The 16,633-nt window shown below is 63.8% G+C and carries 14 protein-coding genes; 9 read left to right on the top strand and 5 right to left on the bottom strand.

Annotated features, from left to right (window positions below):
- Window positions 1-20: 20 nt before the first annotated feature.
- Genes sufD through D8W71_RS16680 form a run of 3 tightly spaced genes read right to left on the bottom strand, consistent with a single transcriptional unit; the run spans window position 21 to window position 3,430 of the window.
- The gene (gene sufD / locus D8W71_RS16690) at window positions 21-1,238 is read right to left on the bottom strand and encodes a Fe-S cluster assembly protein SufD (protein ID WP_121114899.1); all 1,218 of its coding nucleotides are present in this window, start codon (window positions 1,236-1,238) and stop codon (window positions 21-23) included.
- Window positions 1,239-2,645 (bottom strand): Fe-S cluster assembly protein SufB, encoded by a 1,407-nt coding sequence (sufB, locus tag D8W71_RS16685; protein ID WP_442972056.1) that lies wholly within the window; start codon window positions 2,643-2,645, stop codon window positions 1,239-1,241.
- 35 nt (window positions 2,646-2,680) lie between these two features.
- Window positions 2,681-3,430: a helix-turn-helix transcriptional regulator gene (locus D8W71_RS16680; protein WP_201265414.1), complete on the bottom strand. Its 750-nt coding sequence runs from the start codon at window positions 3,428-3,430 to the stop codon at window positions 2,681-2,683.
- Window positions 3,431-3,772: 342 nt separating this feature from the next.
- On the opposite strand from D8W71_RS16680, the gene mptB reads away from it, so the two are divergent.
- The 4 genes from mptB to D8W71_RS16660 are packed head-to-tail and all read left to right on the top strand — an operon-like array spanning window position 3,773 to window position 8,187.
- Window positions 3,773-5,416: a polyprenol phosphomannose-dependent alpha 1,6 mannosyltransferase MptB gene (gene mptB, locus D8W71_RS16675; protein ID WP_121119373.1), complete on the top strand. Its 1,644-nt coding sequence runs from the start codon at window positions 3,773-3,775 to the stop codon at window positions 5,414-5,416.
- A gap of 50 nt (window positions 5,417-5,466) precedes the next feature.
- On the top strand, window positions 5,467-6,375 hold the full coding sequence (locus D8W71_RS16670; RefSeq protein ID WP_236078025.1) for an ABC transporter ATP-binding protein: 909 nt from the start codon (window positions 5,467-5,469) through the stop codon (window positions 6,373-6,375).
- Window positions 6,372-7,172: an ABC transporter permease gene (locus D8W71_RS16665; RefSeq protein WP_121114891.1), complete on the top strand. Its 801-nt coding sequence runs from the start codon at window positions 6,372-6,374 to the stop codon at window positions 7,170-7,172. The genes D8W71_RS16670 and D8W71_RS16665 overlap by 4 nt, the downstream gene beginning before the upstream one ends.
- 55 nt (window positions 7,173-7,227) lie before the next feature.
- Window positions 7,228-8,187, top strand: coding sequence for a COX15/CtaA family protein (locus D8W71_RS16660; protein WP_201265108.1), 960 nt, complete (start codon window positions 7,228-7,230; stop codon window positions 8,185-8,187).
- Between the two features lie 120 nt (window positions 8,188-8,307).
- On the opposite strand, the gene D8W71_RS16655 is transcribed toward D8W71_RS16660, so the two are convergent.
- Window positions 8,308-8,694, bottom strand: a complete 387-nt coding sequence (locus D8W71_RS16655; RefSeq protein WP_121114887.1) for a hypothetical protein — start codon at window positions 8,692-8,694, stop codon at window positions 8,308-8,310.
- Between the two features lie 62 nt (window positions 8,695-8,756).
- The gene (locus D8W71_RS16650) at window positions 8,757-9,773 is read right to left on the bottom strand and encodes a heme o synthase (protein ID WP_121119371.1); all 1,017 of its coding nucleotides are present in this window, start codon (window positions 9,771-9,773) and stop codon (window positions 8,757-8,759) included.
- Between the two features lie 321 nt (window positions 9,774-10,094).
- Between D8W71_RS16650 and tkt the strand changes: the two genes are divergently transcribed.
- From tkt to pgl, 5 genes are read left to right on the top strand one after another with little or no spacing between them, the layout of a single operon-like run.
- Window positions 10,095-12,194, top strand: coding sequence for a transketolase (gene tkt, locus D8W71_RS16645; RefSeq protein ID WP_121114885.1), 2,100 nt, complete (start codon window positions 10,095-10,097; stop codon window positions 12,192-12,194).
- A gap of 4 nt (window positions 12,195-12,198) precedes the next feature.
- Window positions 12,199-13,323, top strand: a complete 1,125-nt coding sequence (gene tal, locus D8W71_RS16640) for a transaldolase (protein ID WP_121114883.1) — start codon at window positions 12,199-12,201, stop codon at window positions 13,321-13,323.
- Between the two features lie 3 nt (window positions 13,324-13,326).
- The gene (zwf, locus tag D8W71_RS16635) at window positions 13,327-14,898 is read left to right on the top strand and encodes a glucose-6-phosphate dehydrogenase (protein WP_121114881.1); all 1,572 of its coding nucleotides are present in this window, start codon (window positions 13,327-13,329) and stop codon (window positions 14,896-14,898) included.
- Window positions 14,895-15,803, top strand: coding sequence for a glucose-6-phosphate dehydrogenase assembly protein OpcA (gene opcA, locus D8W71_RS16630; RefSeq protein ID WP_328588792.1), 909 nt, complete (start codon window positions 14,895-14,897; stop codon window positions 15,801-15,803). The genes zwf and opcA overlap by 4 nt, the downstream gene beginning before the upstream one ends.
- Window positions 15,796-16,542 carry a 6-phosphogluconolactonase gene (gene pgl / locus D8W71_RS16625; protein ID WP_121114877.1) on the top strand — a complete coding sequence of 249 codons (747 nt, stop codon included), beginning with the start codon at window positions 15,796-15,798 and terminating at the stop codon, window positions 16,540-16,542. Before opcA ends, pgl begins: the two co-directional genes overlap by 8 nt.
- The last annotated feature ends 91 nt before the right edge of the window (window positions 16,543-16,633 follow it).

Genomic DNA, 16,633 nt, shown 5'->3' with positions numbered 1-16,633 from the left:
TTACGAAGTTCGATGAATGTCTAAGCGCCGGTGACGGCGAGTTCGGTCTCGATAGCTGCGTCGAGACGATCACGCACTGCTGCAACCGGAATGCGGTCGATGATCTCGTGGAAGAAACCGCGAACGATCAGCCTGCGGGCAGCTTGCTCGGAGATTCCCCTGGCGCGCAGATAGAAGAGCTGCTCGTCGTCGAATCGGCCGGTGGCGCTTGCGTGTCCGGCGCCGAGGATCTCACCGGTCTCGATTTCGAGGTTGGGAACGGAGTCCGCACGAGCACCATCCGTCAGCACCAGATTGCGGTTGAACTCGAACGTACTGGTGTCTTCGGCTCCGGCTCGAATGAGCACGTCGCCTATCCATACGGTGTGCGCATCGACCTTGCCCGGGCCGGTCTCGCCCTGAAGGGCGCCCTTGTAGAGCACGTTGGACTTGCACTTCGGTGCGGTGTGGTCGACCAGCAGACGCTGTTCCAAGTGCTGACCCGCGTCGGCGAAGTAAATCCCCAGCAGCTCGGCGTCGCCACCCGGCGCGTCGTAGTGCACGGTCGGGCTGACTCTCACGAGATCGCCGCCCAGGCTCACATTGAAATGCCGAAGTACCGAGTCCCGACCGAGTCGGGCGTGGTGTGCCCCGACGTGCACTGCGTCGGACTGCCAGTCCTGGATGACCACCACGGTCAGATTGGCGGTGTCGTCGAGAACGAACTCGATGTTCTCGGCGTACGTTCCGCTACCGACCTGATCGATGACGACGGTGGCTTTGGCGAACTTCTCGAGGCGAATCTGAAGGTGCCCGTAGGACACCGCATCGGTGCCAGGCCCGGTGACGGTGATCGCGATCGGCTCCGCGATTTCCTTCTCGGTACCGACAGTCACGACCGTTGCCTCGCCGAAGGACGAATAGGCTTGTGCAGCAACACGATCTGCGGGTACACCTGCGACACCGATGCGCGCGTCGTCGCGTGCCACCTTTTCCACTGTCACACCTTCGGTGTTGGCCACCGCGATATCGGCTTCCGCGGTGGCGACAGCGGAGCCGTCGTGCAGACCGCGCAGACGGCGTAGGGGTGTGAACCGCCACAGCTCGTCACGGCCTGACGGGATCTCGAACGCGTTCACGTCGTACGAGGTGAACTGCGCGCCCTTGTTCGCGACCAGTTTCGTCTTGTCTTCCCTGGACGGATTCTCGGACACGACTGCGCCGATCACTCCATCGACGGGTACCGCTTGGTTGCTCACTTATCCGACCGATCCTTCCATCTGAAGCTCGATGAGCCGGTTGAGCTCGAGCGCGTATTCCATCGGGAGTTCGCGAGCGATCGGCTCGACGAATCCGCGAACGACCATGGCCATTGCCTCGTCCTCGGTCAGGCCACGGCTCATGAGGTAGAAGAGCTGATCGTCACTGACCTTGGAGACCGTGGCTTCGTGACCCATCGACACGTCGTCCTCGCGAATGTCGACGTACGGGTAAGTGTCCGAGCGCGAGATGTTGTCCACCAGAAGCGCGTCGCATTTCACCGTCGATCGCGATCCGTAGGCACCCTTGTTGATTTGAATCAATCCGCGGTACGAGGTGCGACCGCCGCCACGTGCAACCGACTTGCTGACGATGTTCGACGAGGTGTGCGGCGCGAGGTGGAGCATCTTCGAGCCGGTGTCCTGGTGCTGGTCCGGTCCTGCGAACGCGACCGACAGAACCTCGCCCTTGGCGTATTCACCGGTCATCCACACTGCCGGGTACTTCATGGTGACCTTGGAACCGATGTTGCCGTCGACCCACTCCATCGTGGCGCCCGCTTCTGCTTTGGCGCGCTTGGTCACGAGGTTGTAGACGTTGTTCGACCAGTTCTGGATGGTCGTGTACCGGCAGCGACCACCCTTCTTGACGATGATCTCGACGACCGCCGAGTGCAGCGAATCGGACTTGTAGATCGGCGCGGTGCAGCCCTCGACGTAGTGCACGTAGGCACCCTCGTCGACGATGATCAGCGTGCGCTCGAACTGGCCCATGTTCTCGGTGTTGATTCGGAAGTACGCCTGCAGCGGAATGTCGACGTGGACGCCCGGCGGGATGTAGATGAAGGAGCCACCCGACCACACGGCCGTGTTGAGCGCGGAGAACTTGTTGTCACCAGCCGGAATGACGGTGCCGAAGTACTCGCGGAACAGCTCGGGCTGCTCTTTCAGGGCGGTATCGGTGTCGAGGAACAGAACGCCCTGTGCCTCGAGATCCTCACGGATCGAGTGATAGACGACCTCGGACTCGTACTGAGCTGCAACGCCCGAGACCAGACGCTGCTTCTCGGCCTCGGGGATGCCGAGCTTGTCGTAGGTGTTCTTGATGTCTTCGGGTAGGTCGTCCCAGGTGGCGGCCTGCTTCTCGGACGAACGAACGAAGTACTTGATGTTGTCGAAATCGATGCCGTCGAGGTCCGACCCCCAGTTGGGCATGGGCTTGCGATCGAACGTCTTCAGAGCCTTCAGGCGCGCCTCGAGCATCCACTCGGGCTCGCTCTTCTTGGCAGAGATGTCTCGGACCACGGCTTCGGACAGTCCGCGCTTCGCGCTGGCACCGGCCACGTCGGAGTCGGCCCAGCCGAAACCGTAGTTACCGAGCGACGCGATGGTCTCGTCCTGAGTCATCGGCACCGCGGGTGTCACCTGGTCTGGTGTGACGGTCATGCGAGCTCCTTCCGGAGGCTTGTGCGTTTTCCGGCACGGGGCTGCGCGCCGGACGTTGTGGAGGGGGTGTTCAGTGTGGAGGGGGTGTTCAGTGGAACGTGGGTGGTGCAGGCGCAGTCGCCGTTGGCGATGGTCGCCAGGCGTTGTACGTGGGTTCCGAGCAATTCGGCGAACGCTGCACGTTCTGCATCGCACAGCTCGGGGAACTCCGACGCCACGTGCGACACCGGGCAGTGGTGCTGGCAGATCTGTACGCCATTTCCCACCACCCTGGTCGAAGCAGCAAAACCTGCGGCTGTGAACGCGTCGGCAATTCGGTCGGCGGCTTCCTCGACGTCAGCCGGACGGTCCCCCGAAGCAGGTTCGACATCGGCGACGATCGCGTCGACGCGCTGACGAGCAAACGCTTCGATGGCGGCGTCTCCACCGATCGTGCGGAGCTGCCGCATGGCCGCCCCGGCAAGATCGTCGTACGTGTGCCCGAGCCTGTTTCGGCCGACCGCAGTCAGTTGAAAGTGTTTCGCGGGGCGCCCTCGCCCTCGCTGACGTAAGGCCGCAGCTGGAGCTACCCGAGCTTCGCCGTTGTCGATCAGCGCCTCGACGTGTCGCCGCACGCCGGCCGCGCTCAGACCGAGCCTGTTGCCGATGTCGGAAGCGGTGATCGGGCCTTCCTCCAGGAGCAAAGTGACGACCGCGGATCGAGTGTGACCTTCCGGGCCTGCGGTAGCCTGACCTGCGACGGACATGCCCGCGGCAGACGAGGACTCGGCAAACGAAGGCGTGCCGCCTACGGCGCTCACTTCCGCGCGCTCAGTACTCGTTGCTGTTTTCACAACACCAGTGTGACGGAATTGCGATCACCGGTCCAGCAAGGGTGCCCTTCTTCACCCGAAGGCCGGACCAGGGAATATCGAGCCCGCACCGCCGGTTACACACTGGCGACCGACGGACCTGCGACCAACGGCGTTCGCTGTAGCGGAACGTGTCACGGTTACGCTGCCCAAGTGCCAGCGACCGCAGACGAACAGAATGCCGACGACATCACGCCGGATGCGGCCCAGTCCCTCCGGCTACGTACGGTCGGTTCGATAAGGCGATTTGTCGGCCTCGACACCAACAAGCCAGCATCGAGTGTCGCGATTCTGCACGGCGACGAAGCCGAGGCTCCCGGTCTGAACGAATCCGAGACCGGTCAGTTGCGGGGAATCCGACGGTTCGGCGCTGCGGGCGCCATCCTGATGGCCGCCGGCGCGCTCGGCGCGGGTGCGCAGCCGGTCCTGCAGAACCCGGTTGTCGGGATTCGCATACTTAGCCTTCCGTCACGGATGGCGACGACAGCGTTGACCGTCACCATGATCGGAACCGTCATGGTGGTCCTCGCGTGGCTGCTGCTCGGCAGATTCGCAGTAGGTCGTCTGCGCGACGGCAATGTCCCGCGGCGCCTGACCAGGTCGCAACTCGATCGAACGCTGCTTCTATGGATTCTGCCGCTATGCGTGGCGCCGCCGATGTTCAGTCGCGACGTGTACTCGTACCTGGCGCAGAGCGAGATCACCGCGCGAGGGCTCGATCCGTACGCGATCGGACCGGCTGGTGCACTCGGCGTGGACAACGTTCTCACCCGTACGGTTCCGAACATCTGGCGAGACACCCCGGCACCCTACGGTCCGCTGTTTCTCTGGATGGGCAAGGGCATCACCTGGCTGACCGGGGAGAACATCGTTGCCGGAATATTCCTGCACCGCCTGCTCGCGCTCGCCGGGGTGGCGCTCATCGTGTGGGCGCTCCCCCGCCTCGCCCGCAGGTGCGGCGTCGCCGCGGTCAGTGCGCTGTGGCTCGGCGCCGCGAACCCACTACTTCTGTTCCACCTGGTAGCCGGAATACACAACGAAGCTCTCATGATCGGCCTGATGCTCGCCGGCACCGAACTTGCGCTGCGGGCAATCGAGTCCGCTTCGCCGTTGCGCGGTACATCGCTCATGCTTCTGGTCTCCGGCGCAGCGCTCATAGCGCTGTCCTCGACGGTCAAGATTCCGTCGCTGATCGCCCTCGGCTTCGTGGGCATGGCGCTCGCCAGGCGGTGGGGAGGATCGCTCAAGGCGGTCGGATCGTCGGCTGCGCTGCTCGGCGCCATTGCCCTCGTCATCATCGGTGGTGTCAGCGTCGCGAGCGGACTCGGGATCGGCTGGGTCCACACGCTCGGCACCGCAGGGGTCGTACGTAGCTGGATGTCGATCCCCACCATCCTCGGCCTCGGCACCGGGTTCACCGGAGTGCTTCTGGGATTGGGCGACCACACCACAGCTGTGCTCAGCCTCACACGGCCCATCGCCGCGGTCGTTGCGGGATTCGTCTCGCTCCGCATGTTGGTCGCAGTACTGAAGGGGCGGCTGCATCCGGTCGGCGCGCTCGGGGTGTCCCTCGGAGCGCTGGTCCTGCTGTTCCCCGTCGTGCAGCCCTGGTACCTACTGTGGGCGGTGACCCCGCTCGCGGCGTGGGCAACCACGCGGGCATTCCGTGGACCCGCAATCATCTTTTCGTCGATCGTCAGCGTCATCCTCATGCCCAACGGCAGCGAGTATCTGCCGTTCCAGATCGTCCAGGCAGCTGTAGTGACAATTCTGACCATTGGAATCCTCTATCTCCTCACCCGCTCCCGACTGCCGTGGCGTGCGCCGACCGGACCACCGGCGCGCGGCGAATCGGCCGGGGAATACGCTGGTCTCTCGTGATCTCCGGTGCGCAACTGAGTAGCGAGGCGTCGAAATCGACGTGCCCCGCTGTGCAACTGACGGACGTGCGGAAGTCATACGGCGGAGTTGCCGCAGTGGACGGACTCACCCTGGAGGTCGGCCGGGCTCAGGTGCTGGCGCTACTCGGCCCGAACGGCGCGGGCAAGACGACGACGGTCGAAATGTGCGAAGGGTTCGTCGCACCGGAATCCGGCGCAGTTCGGGTGCTCGGGCTCGACCCCGTAAGCCAGTCGTCCCAGCTGCGTCCTCGCATCGGGGTGATGTTGCAGGGCGGCGGCGCGTACCCGGGCGCCAAGGCAGGCGAGATGCTCCGCCTCGTCGCGTCGTACTCCGCCGACCCGCTCGACCCCGACTGGCTCCTCGATTGTCTAGGCCTGGAGCAGGCCGTCAAGACTCCCTATCGGCGTCTGTCCGGCGGCCAACAACAGCGCCTGGCCCTCGCGTGCGCCCTCGTCGGAAGACCGGAACTGGTGTTCCTCGACGAGCCGACAGCCGGCCTCGACGCCCAGGCACGCCTGTTGGTGTGGGAATTGATCGACGCCCTTCGCCGGGACGGCGTCAGCGTGCTTCTCACCACGCACCTGATGGACGAAGCGGAACAGTTGGCCGACGAGTTGGTCATCATCGACCACGGGAAAATCGTTGCGTCGGGCACCGCCTCGGAGTTGACCAAGCAGGGCGCCGAAGGGCGACTGCGTTTCTCCGCGCCCCCGCGTCTCGAGTTGTCGCTACTCGACGCTGCCTTGCCCGCCGGTTACCACCCCACTGAGGAGACACCGGGTTCGTACGTCATCGAAGGTGTGATCGAGCCGCATATTCTCGTCAGCGTCACCTCGTGGTGCGCCGAGCAAGACGTACTCGCCACCGAGCTCCAGGTGGATCAACGACGCCTCGAGGACGTATTCCTCGAACTGACCGGCAGGGAGCTGAGACGATGACCGCGCGCAGGGATGTCCGTCTCGCCGACAATCGATTCGAAGCAGGCCTCTTCACACCGAAGCCTCGCGCGAGTTCGCCGACCGCGATGTTGGCTGCCCAGTCCATGCTCGAGCTGAAGCTGTTGCTTCGTAACGGCGAACAACTTCTACTCACGATGTTCATCCCGATCACGCTGCTCGTCGGGCTGACGTTGTTGCCACTCGGCGCGATGGGTGACCACCCGGTGAATCAGGTCGTTCCTGCCGTCATGATGGTGGCGGTGATGTCGACAGCATTCACCGGCCAGGCGATCGCGGTCGGCTTCGACCGTCGCTACGGGGCACTCAAACGACTCGGTGCCACACCCCTGCCGAAGTGGGGAATCATCGGGGGCAAGTCTGCGGCGGTGCTTCTCGTCGTAGTCCTTCAGTCCGTAGTACTCGGATCCATCGCTCTCGCCCTCGGATGGCGGCCCGCAGTCGCCGGTCTTCTCCTCGGCGCACTGGTCATCGCGCTAGGAACTGTGACGTTCGCGACGATGGGCCTGCTACTCGGTGGAACCCTTCGCGCGGAAATCGTGCTCGCACTTGCAAACATTCTGTGGTTCGTCATGCTCGGTATCGGTTCGCTGGTGGTGCTGGCCGACGACCTGCCGACTGCACTGCACGTCGTGGCTCGACTCGTACCGTCCGGTGCACTCGCCGAATCTCTGGGTCGGGCAGTCACCGGCACCATCGACTGGTTCGGGATCGCAGTGCTCGCTGTATGGGCTGGGCTGTGCGGTTGGCTCGCGGTACGAACCTTCCGCTTCACGTGACTCCTACGGGCGGGTCAACGACAGCGTGTAGTTGATCGCCGATTACCATCCATATGTGCTGTATCGAGCCTATCTCCGCGTAGTCGACCGCCTGCCGTTACCGTCGTTGCGGGTTCAGAAGATCCTCGCGTTCATCGTCATCCTCACTCAGGGTGGCATCGCCGTGACCGGAGCGATCGTGCGCGTCACCGCATCGGGGCTCGGCTGCCCGACGTGGCCCCAGTGCTTTCCCGGCAGTTTCACACCCGTCGGCGTATCGGAAGTCCCCGTTCTGCATCAAGCTGTGGAATTCGGCAATCGCCTACTGACCTTCGTCGTCGTCCTGGCTGCCGCGGCGATCGTCCTGGCTGTGACCCGAGCGCGTCGTCGTCGCGGAGTGATCGCGTTTGCCTGGCTCATGCCCCTCGGTACCGTCGTCCAGGCGATTCTCGGGGGTATCACCGTGTTGACCGGCCTGCTCTGGTGGACCGTGGCCATCCACTTCGTCGCCTCGATGGCCATGGTGTGGCTCGCCACGCTGTTGTACTTCAAGGTCGGGCAATCCGACGAGGACACGATGGTGACGAAAACCGTTCCGGAGCCGTTGCGTCTGCTCACCGGGCTGTCGGGCATCGTCCTTGCCGGTGTGCTGATCGCCGGAACCATGGTGACCGGTGCAGGACCACACGCGGGCGACAAGAGTATCGACGAACCGGTCCCCCGCTTCGAGGTCGAGGTCGTAACCCTCGTTCACCTGCATTCGCAGTTGCTTATCTGCTATCTGGCGTTGCTCGTCGGCCTCGGGTTCGCGCTGTACGCGGTCAAAGCACCCGAGCTGGTCAAGTCTCGGCTGAAGGTCCTTCTGGCACTCGTGGTTGCGCAGGCACTCGTCGGCGTCGTCCAATACCTGACGGATGTCCCGGCGGTCCTCGTCGCGATACATGTGGCCGGTGCGGGTGCATGTACCGCTGCCACGGCGGCCGTCTGGGCCGCGTGCCGAGTCCGCGAATCCGCTCGTGAACCGATCGAGGCGTGAACAAGCTCGCACTTCAGGCCTAGAAAAGAGGAGAGGTAGCCGGTCTCCCCCTCAGACGACCGACTACCTCTCCACCTATTTCGACGCAAGGAACCGGCGAACGGTTCCCACGGTTTCGAACTATTTTTCCGACGCTGCGTTGCGCGCCTTCGGGAAACGCGTCTGATGGGCAACCCAGCCGGCCATCTTCTTCCAGTGACCTGGAGCCGGGTTCACGGAGCTTACGAGTTCGCGGTCCCACTCGGACTCGGTGAGTCCGTCGACCGCGGCGACGAGAGCGTGCGCGATGTCGTTGTTCTCCACAACCTGGTCGCCCAGCACCCCGTCTGCACCGACCAAGGTGACCCTGGTACCGACACGGCCGATCGGCTGAATCACCACGTTGCCCGTTCCGCCGTGCTCTCCGACGAAAGTCTTGACGGCGGACAAGGCACGAGGGGGCACCTCGACCTTCGCACCGACAGCCTTTCCGTCGTCACCTGCAGTCATTTCCGCTTCCGTCGTCATGCTCCGACAATACCGCTCGGTAACTTTCGCAGGATCACTGCCATGCCGTGTGTCGAAGGAAGTCAGGACAGCAAGGTTGCGAGTGTGTCCCACCCGACGACCGAGTCGACGGCCAAGCCGCAGAACACCAGTGCCAAGTATTCGTTGGAGAGAATGAACAGCTTGAGCGGCTTGACCGGTGTGCCCGCTCGGACTCCGGCGTACAGACGATGCGCGACGACCAGGAACCAGATTCCCGATGCCAGCGCCACGACTGCGTAGATGACACCCGAGCCAGGTGCGAGCGCCAAAGTCGCGGCGACGGTCGCCCACGCGTACAGCACAATGTGCTTGGTGACCTTCTGCTCCGACGCCACGGCAGGCAGCATCGGAACGTTTGCGGCCTGGTAGTCCTCTTTGTAGCGGAGCATCAGCGCCCAGGTGTGCGGCGGAGTCCACAGGAAGATCACGAGGAACATGACCACGGCCTGCCAGCCGATGGTGCCGGTCACAGCCGACCAGCCGATCATCACCGGCATACACCCGGCCGCGCCACCCCACACGACATTCTGGGACGTCCGGCGCTTGAGCACGAGTGTGTAGACGAAGATGTAGAAGCAGATGGTGACGACGGCAAGAATGCCGCTCAGCAGGTTGGTGGTGAACCACAACCAGAAGAACGAGACGATTCCGAGAGTCACTCCGAATACGAAGGCATGCGAGACGGGCATCGCTCCGCGTGCAAGCGGGCGCTTCGCAGTTCTCGCCATGACCTTGTCGATGTCCGCGTCGGCCACCATGTTGAGACAGTTGGCGCTGGCGGCAGCGAGCATTCCGCCGAACAACGTCGTCAGAATGAGTCCGGGTTGCACGTGGCCCCGGTCGGCAAGGAGCATCGCCGGGATTGTGGTGACCAAGAGAAGTTCGATCACCCGTGGCTTCGTGAGCGCGACGTACGCCATGAACAAGGCCCACGCCCGTCGTGGCGCCGACTTCGGCCCAGCCTCGTTCGGATCTACCTCGTCTACGAGCTCGTGGTCTTCGGGATGACCAGCGCCGCCTGCGAATCCGTGGCCGCCCGGTTGCTGCCCAATTCGCACTACGTCTCCTCGCACGGGCTCGAAACACACATGATCGTCGTCGCAAGCGAAAGCCGACGGAGTCGATTCGCTGCGCACTACTACAAGCGATGGTAGACGGCGACCGACTCGTCTCCAATTCTCAGGGCACCCAAAGTGAAGAACTCGTCCCTCTGCCGGTAACGCTCGAGCAACCCGCAGTACTCGTTGCAGGAGCCCAATGGGGGGAAGGCACGACAGCGGGCGCGCTCGGAACTAGGCTGGTGGCGGACGTGTGTGCGATCCGGTTGTGATCGGTCACGTTCATGTCTCACTCGTACCAATGTCAGGAGATCTCTGCTCGTGTCGATCACAGACGATATTGACGTCCTCACCACGGCGCACCACCCCAGCGACTGGACGGACCTGGACACCAGGGCGGTCGATACAGTCAGAGTCCTCGCTGCCGACGCGGTTCAGAAGGTCGGTAACGGTCACCCCGGTACCGCGATGAGCCTCGCTCCGCTCGCCTACACGCTCTTTCAGCGCACGATGCGTCACGATCCGACCGACACGCACTGGATCGGCCGTGACCGCTTCGTACTGTCGTGCGGGCATTCGAGCCTGACGCTGTACCTCCAGCTCTACTTGGGCGGTTTCGGGCTCGAACTCGTCGACATCGAGTCCCTGCGTACCTACAAGTCGAAGACCCCGGGCCACCCCGAGTTCCGACACACCGACGGCGTCGAGATCACCACCGGACCACTCGGCCAGGGACTCGCCTCCGCGGTCGGCATGTCGATGGCATCACGACGCGAGCGCGGCTTGTTCGACCCGGAACCTGCTCTGGGCGAGAGCCCGTTCGACCACTTCATCTACGTCATCGCCTCCGACGGCGACATCGAAGAAGGAATCACCTCCGAGGCGTCGTCGCTCGCGGGCACCCAGCAGCTCGGCAACCTGATTCTGTTCTACGACGACAACAAGATCTCCATCGAGCACGCCACCGACATCGCGCTGTCGGAGAACACCGCCGCCCGCTACGAGGCCTACGGTTGGCACGTCCAGGTCGTCGAGGGCGGCGAGAACGTCACCGCCATCGAGGAAGCCATCGAGGCGGCCAAGGCGGTCACGGACAAGCCGTCGATCATCGTTCTTCGTACGATCATCGGTTTCCCGGCACCGACGATGATGAACACCGGCGCGGTCCACGGAGCCGCTCTGGGCGACGAGGAGATCGCGAAGGTCAAGAAGGCCCTCGATTTCGATCCCGAGAAGAAGTTCGAGGTCACCGACGAGGTAATCGCGCACACCCGCGCCCTGCAGGAGCGTGGACGCAAAGCGCATGCCGAGTGGAACACCGAGTTCGACGCCTGGGCTGCACGCGAGCCCGAGCGCAAGAAGCTTCTCGACCGTCTGACCGCCGGTGATCTCCCGGAGGGCTGGGCCGACGTCCTCCCCACCTGGGAGCCGGGCAGCAAGGCCATTGCGACCCGCGCAGCGTCCGGCGAAGTTCTGAACGCCGTGGGACCCGTACTCCCGGAACTGTGGGGCGGCTCGGCCGACCTCGCGGGTAGCAACAACACGACCATCAAGGGCGCCAAGTCCTTCGGCCCCACGTCCATCTCGACCGACGACTGGGACGCCGAGCCGTACGGTCGCACGCTGCACTTCGGCATTCGCGAGCACGCGATGGGCGCCATCCTGTCGGGCATCGTCATGCACGGGCCGACCCGCGCGTACGGCGGCACGTTCATGCAGTTCAGCGACTACATGCGGCCGGCAGTTCGCCTCGCGTCGCTGATGGACATCGACCCGATCTACGTCTGGACGCACGACTCCATCGGACTCGGCGAAGACGGCCCGACGCACCAGCCGGTGGAGCACCTCGCGGCATTGCGCGCGATCCCGAACCTGTCCGTCGTTCGCCCCGGTGACGCCAACGAGACGGCGCACGCCTGGCGCGCGGTGCTGGCCAAGTCCAGCAGCAGCGGTCCCGTCGGTTTGGCGCTGACGCGTCAGGGCATCCCGATCCTCGAGGGCACGAGTTACGAAGGTGTCGCCAAGGGCGGGTACATCCTCTCCGAGTCCTCGAAAGCGGCCCCGGACGTCGTACTCATCGGCACCGGTTCCGAACTGCAGTACGCGGTCGAAGCACAGAAGCAGCTCGAAGAACAGGGAGTAGCGGCACGCGTCGTGTCCATGCCCTGTGTCGAATGGTTCTTCAGCCAGGACCAGAACTACCGGGACCAGGTCATCCCGCCGACCGTCAAGGCACGCGTCTCGATCGAAGCCGGTATCGCAATGCCCTGGTACCAGATCGTCGGCGGTTTCGGCGAGATCGTGTCGCTCGAGCACTACGGCGAGTCGGCAGACGCCAAGACGCTGTTCCGCGAGTTCGGCTTCACGGCCGAGGCCGTCACCGCAGCCGCACAGCGGTCGATCACCAACGTGAAGGGATAACACCATGACCCAGAACAAGAATCTCGCAGATCTGTCCGCCGCAGGCGTGTCCGTCTGGCTCGACGATCTGTCGCGTGACCGGATCTCCTCCGGAAACCTGAAGGATCTGATCGATACGAAGAGCGTCGTGGGCGTCACGACCAACCCGTCGATCTTCCAGGCCGCACTGAGCAAGGGCAACGCGTACGACGCTCAGGTCACTGAGCTGGCCGAACGCGGAGCCGACGTGGACGCGACCATTCGCACGGTAACCACCGACGATGTGCGTAACGCATGCGACCTCTTCACTTCCGTGTACGAATCCACAGCGGGCGTCGACGGGCGCGTGTCCATCGAGGTCGACCCTCGGCTCGCGCACGACACCGAGAAGACGATCGCGCAGGCGGTCGAATTGTGGAAGATCGTCGATCGTCCCAACGTTCTGATCAAGATCCCGGCGACCGAGGCCGGAATCCCGGCGATCGCCAAGGTCATCGGTGAGGGCATCAGTGTCAACGTGACTCTGATCTTCTCGGTCGAGCGCTACGAACTGGTCATCGGCGCCTACCTCGACGGGCTCGAAGCTGCCCGCGCCGCCGGCCACGACCTGTCCAAGATCCATTCGGTCGCGTCGTTCTTCGTCTCTCGCGTCGACACCGAGATCGATGCCCGTCTCGGCAAGATCGGCACGCCCGACGCCGAGGAACTCAAGGGTAAGGCTGCTCTCGCGAACGCTCGACTGGCGTACGTGGCCTACCAGCAGACGTTCGAGGTCGGACCCCGCTTCCACGAACTGGCCGGCTCGGGCGCTCGCCCGCAGCGACCACTGTGGGCATCCACCGGTGTCAAGAACCCGGCGTACCCGGACACGCTCTACGTCACGGACCTGGTCTCCCCCAACACGGTGAACACCATGCCGGAGAAGACCCTCGACGCCGTAGCCGATCATGGAGACGTCACCGGAGACACCATCTCCGGCAAGGGGCCCGAATCCCAGGAAGTGTTCGACAAGCTCTCGGCCATCGGCATCGACATCTCGGACGTGTTCATCACGCTGGAGAACGAAGGCGTCGAGAAGTTCGAGGCGTCGTGGACCGAACTGCTCGAGGCAACCGGCGAGCAGCTTCGCCAAGCGGGCCAGAAGAGCTGAGACGTGAGCACCGCAGCCACTGACACCCACGATTCCCCCCACGAGGATCCACCGGAGTGGCACAACCCGCTCCGCGACCCCCGTGACAAACGACTACCGAGAATCGCGGGACCGTGCAGTCTCGTGATCTTCGGCGTCACAGGAGATCTCGCGCGTAAGAAGCTCATGCCTGCGGTGTACGACCTGGCGAACCGGGGGTTACTCCCCCCCGGTTTCGCCTTGGTCGGTTTCGCCCGACGTGAGTGGGGCAACGACGATTTCGGCAAGATCGTGCACGACGCCGTCCGCGATCACGCGCGAACTCCGTTCAGCGAGGAAGTGTGGAACACCCTCGCCGAAGGATTCCGATTCGTGCAGGGCACCTTCGACGACGATGCGGCGTTCGATCAGTTGGCGAGCACTCTGGCGGAGTTGGACGAAACCCGCGGCACGGGCGGCAATCACGCGTTCTACCTGTCGATTCCGCCCGGCGCGTTTCCCGTCGTGCTCGAACAACTCTCGCGATCCGGCCTCGCACAGAGCGAGGCCGACAGGTGGCGACGCGTCGTCATCGAGAAGCCGTTCGGTCACGACCTGGCGAGTGCGAAAGAGCTCAACGCCATCGTCAACCGAGTGTTCCCCGAGGACAGGGTCTTTCGTATCGACCACTACCTCGGCAAGGAGACGGTTCAGAACATCCTGGCCCTGCGTTTCGCCAATCAGCTGTTCGACCCGATCTGGAATGCGCACTACGTCGACCACGTTCAAATCACCATGGCCGAGGACATCGGACTCGGTGGTCGTGCCGGTTACTACGACGGAATCGGCGCGGCCCGTGACGTCATTCAGAACCACTTGCTTCAATTGCTGGCGATCACGGCGATGGAAGAGCCGGTCAGTTTCAGCCCGTCGGAACTGCAGTCCGAGAAGATCAAGGTTCTCTCGGCGACGAAGCTGGCTGAACCGCTTGACCGAACGTCCGCCAGAGGCCAGTACGCCGCTGGTTGGCAAGGAAGCCAGAAGGTCAAGGGACTCAAGGAAGAAGAGGGCTTCGACTCCGAATCCAACACCGAGACCTACGCGGCCATCACACTCGAAGTCGACACGAGGCGGTGGGGCGGAGTTCCGTTCTACCTGCGCACCGGCAAGGCACTAGGGCGCCGGGTCACCGAGATCGCGATGGTCTTCAAGCGAGCACCACACCTGCCGTTCGACGCCACGATGACCGAAGAACTCGGGCAGAACGCACTGGTCATTCGTGTGCAGCCCGACGAGGGTGTGACCATGCGCTTCGGATCGAAGGTGCCAGGCTCGAGCATGCAGGTACGTGACGTGAGCATGGACTTCAGCTACGGCCAGGCATTCACGGAGTCCTCGCCGGAGGCCTACGAACGGTTGATTCTCGATGTATTGCTGGGCGAGCCCTCGCTGTTCCCAGTCAATGCCGAGGTCGAGCTGTCGTGGAAAATCCTCGATCCGATTCTCGAACACTGGGCCTCGGGAGGAACCGCCGAACCTTACGAGGCAGGTACGTGGGGTCCGAGCTCGGGCGACGAGATGATGCAGCGCACCGGACGCGAATGGAGAAGGCCTTGATCGTCGACATTCCCGCAACCACGACCGCCGAGGTCGGCAAGCAGCTCGTCGAACTCCGCGAATCGGGCGGCGCGGTCACCATCGGCCGCGTTCTCACCTTGATCGTGGCGAGTAGAAACCCCGACAAAGCCGAGCGTGCGATCGCGGCAGCCAACGAGGCGAGCCGCGAACATCCCTGCCGCGTCATCGTATTGACACGGGGTGACCGTACAGCCGAGTCCAGCCTCGACGCGCAGATCAGGGTGGGCGGCGACGCAGGTGCCTCCGAAGTGGTGGTACTCCGGCTCAACGGAGAACTCGCCGATCACGAGCACAGCGTGGTCATCCCGTTTCTGTTGCCGGACACCCCGATCGTGGCCTGGTGGCCGGACGAAGCACCGGCAGTTCCAGCGAAGGATCCGTTGGGCCGGTTGGCCATTCGTCGTATCACCGATGCCACCAACGCACCGGACACCACCGCCGCGATCAAAGGCCGGTTGTCGAGCTACACCGACGGCGACACCGACCTGTCGTGGAGCCGCATCACCTACTGGCGCGGTCTGTTGGCGACGGCGCTCGATCAAGCACCGCACGAGAAGGTCGTGTCCGCTACCGTCTCGGGACTGAGCGAGGAACCTGCGCTCGACATCCTTGCTGGTTGGCTCGCAGCCAAGCTCGATGTTCCCGTCCACCGCCGTACCGGCGAACTTCGAGTCGAGCTGCAGCGCGAAACCACCACCATCTCGATCACGAGGCCGCAAACCGGCAAGACGGCGACGTTGCGTCGCACCGGTCAGCCGGATTCGGAGGTCGCACTCGCGCGCCGTGGGACACGCGAGTGCCTCGCGGAAGAACTCCGCCGCCTCGATACGGACGAGATCTACGAGTTGGCACTGAACGGATTGTCGAAGGTGAGCTATGAGTGAAACGTCGGTACTGCAGTTCCTCGACGCGGAGGCGCTCGTCGACGCTGCTCGAACTCGGTTCGTCGAGGTCGTGACCGCAGCACAAGCAGAGCGAGGTACTGCGTCAGTCGTTCTCACCGGCGGTGGCACCGGAATTGCGCTGCTCGAGGCTCTTCGTAAGGACTCGGGAACCATCGATTGGGCATCGGTCGACGTGTACTTCGGTGACGAACGATTCCTTCCCGCCGGTGACCCCGAGCGCAACGAGGTACAGGCGGCCGAGGCATTGCTCGACCACGTCGGCGTCCACCCGGACCGAATTTTCCGCATGGCCGCATCGGACGGTCCGCATGGGAGCGACCCGGAGGTGGCCGCCGTGGCGTACGCGCAGATCCTCGGGGCGCACTCGGATGGCGAACACACACCGGCATTCGACGTGCACTTGCTGGGCATGGGCGGTGAGGGGCACATCAACTCGCTGTTCCCGCACACCGATGCCGTACGCGAGAAGCATCAGTACGTCGTCGCAGTGGAAAACTCACCCAAGCCGCCGCCCGTCCGAATCACGTTGACGCTGCCCGCAATTCGGCGGGCCAAGCACGTGTGGTTGCTCGTGTCGGGAGCGGCCAAAGCGGAGGCCGTGGCCGCCGCCGTGGGCGGAGCAGACCCGGACGATTTTCCGTCCGCAGGAGCTATCGGGTCCGAATCCACCGTCTGGTTCCTCGACTCAGGTGCTGCGTCGCAACTCGACAACAACTGATCGGCCGTCTGTCGTTCAGTCCGATGGCGTTCGATCCCCTAGTCCGTCGGGGGTTGGGCGCCATCGGTGTCTGTATCGACTGATTCGATGT

Origin of the sequence: Rhodococcus sp. P1Y, assembly GCF_003641205.1 — a bacterium.
GTDB lineage: Bacteria > Actinomycetota > Actinomycetes > Mycobacteriales > Mycobacteriaceae > Rhodococcoides.
The sequence above is the reverse complement of the archived record's forward strand: the minus strand, read 5'-3'. Positions and strand labels throughout refer to the sequence as shown.

Excerpts from the sequence above, each read along its gene's own strand:
- D8W71_RS16680 (WP_201265414.1), bottom strand. The coding sequence starts at position 3,430 with ATGTCCGTCGCAGGTCAGGCTACCGCAGGCCCGGAAGGTCACACTCGA.
- sufB (WP_442972056.1), bottom strand. The coding sequence starts at position 2,645 with ATGACTCAGGACGAGACCATCGCGTCGCTCGGTAACTACGGTTTCGGC.
- D8W71_RS16665 (WP_121114891.1), top strand. The coding sequence starts at position 6,372 with ATGACCGCGCGCAGGGATGTCCGTCTCGCCGACAATCGATTCGAAGCA.
- D8W71_RS16655 (WP_121114887.1), bottom strand. The coding sequence starts at position 8,694 with ATGACGACGGAAGCGGAAATGACTGCAGGTGACGACGGAAAGGCTGTC.
- tal (WP_121114883.1), top strand. The coding sequence starts at position 12,199 with ATGACCCAGAACAAGAATCTCGCAGATCTGTCCGCCGCAGGCGTGTCC.
- pgl (WP_121114877.1), top strand. The coding sequence starts at position 15,796 with ATGAGTGAAACGTCGGTACTGCAGTTCCTCGACGCGGAGGCGCTCGTC.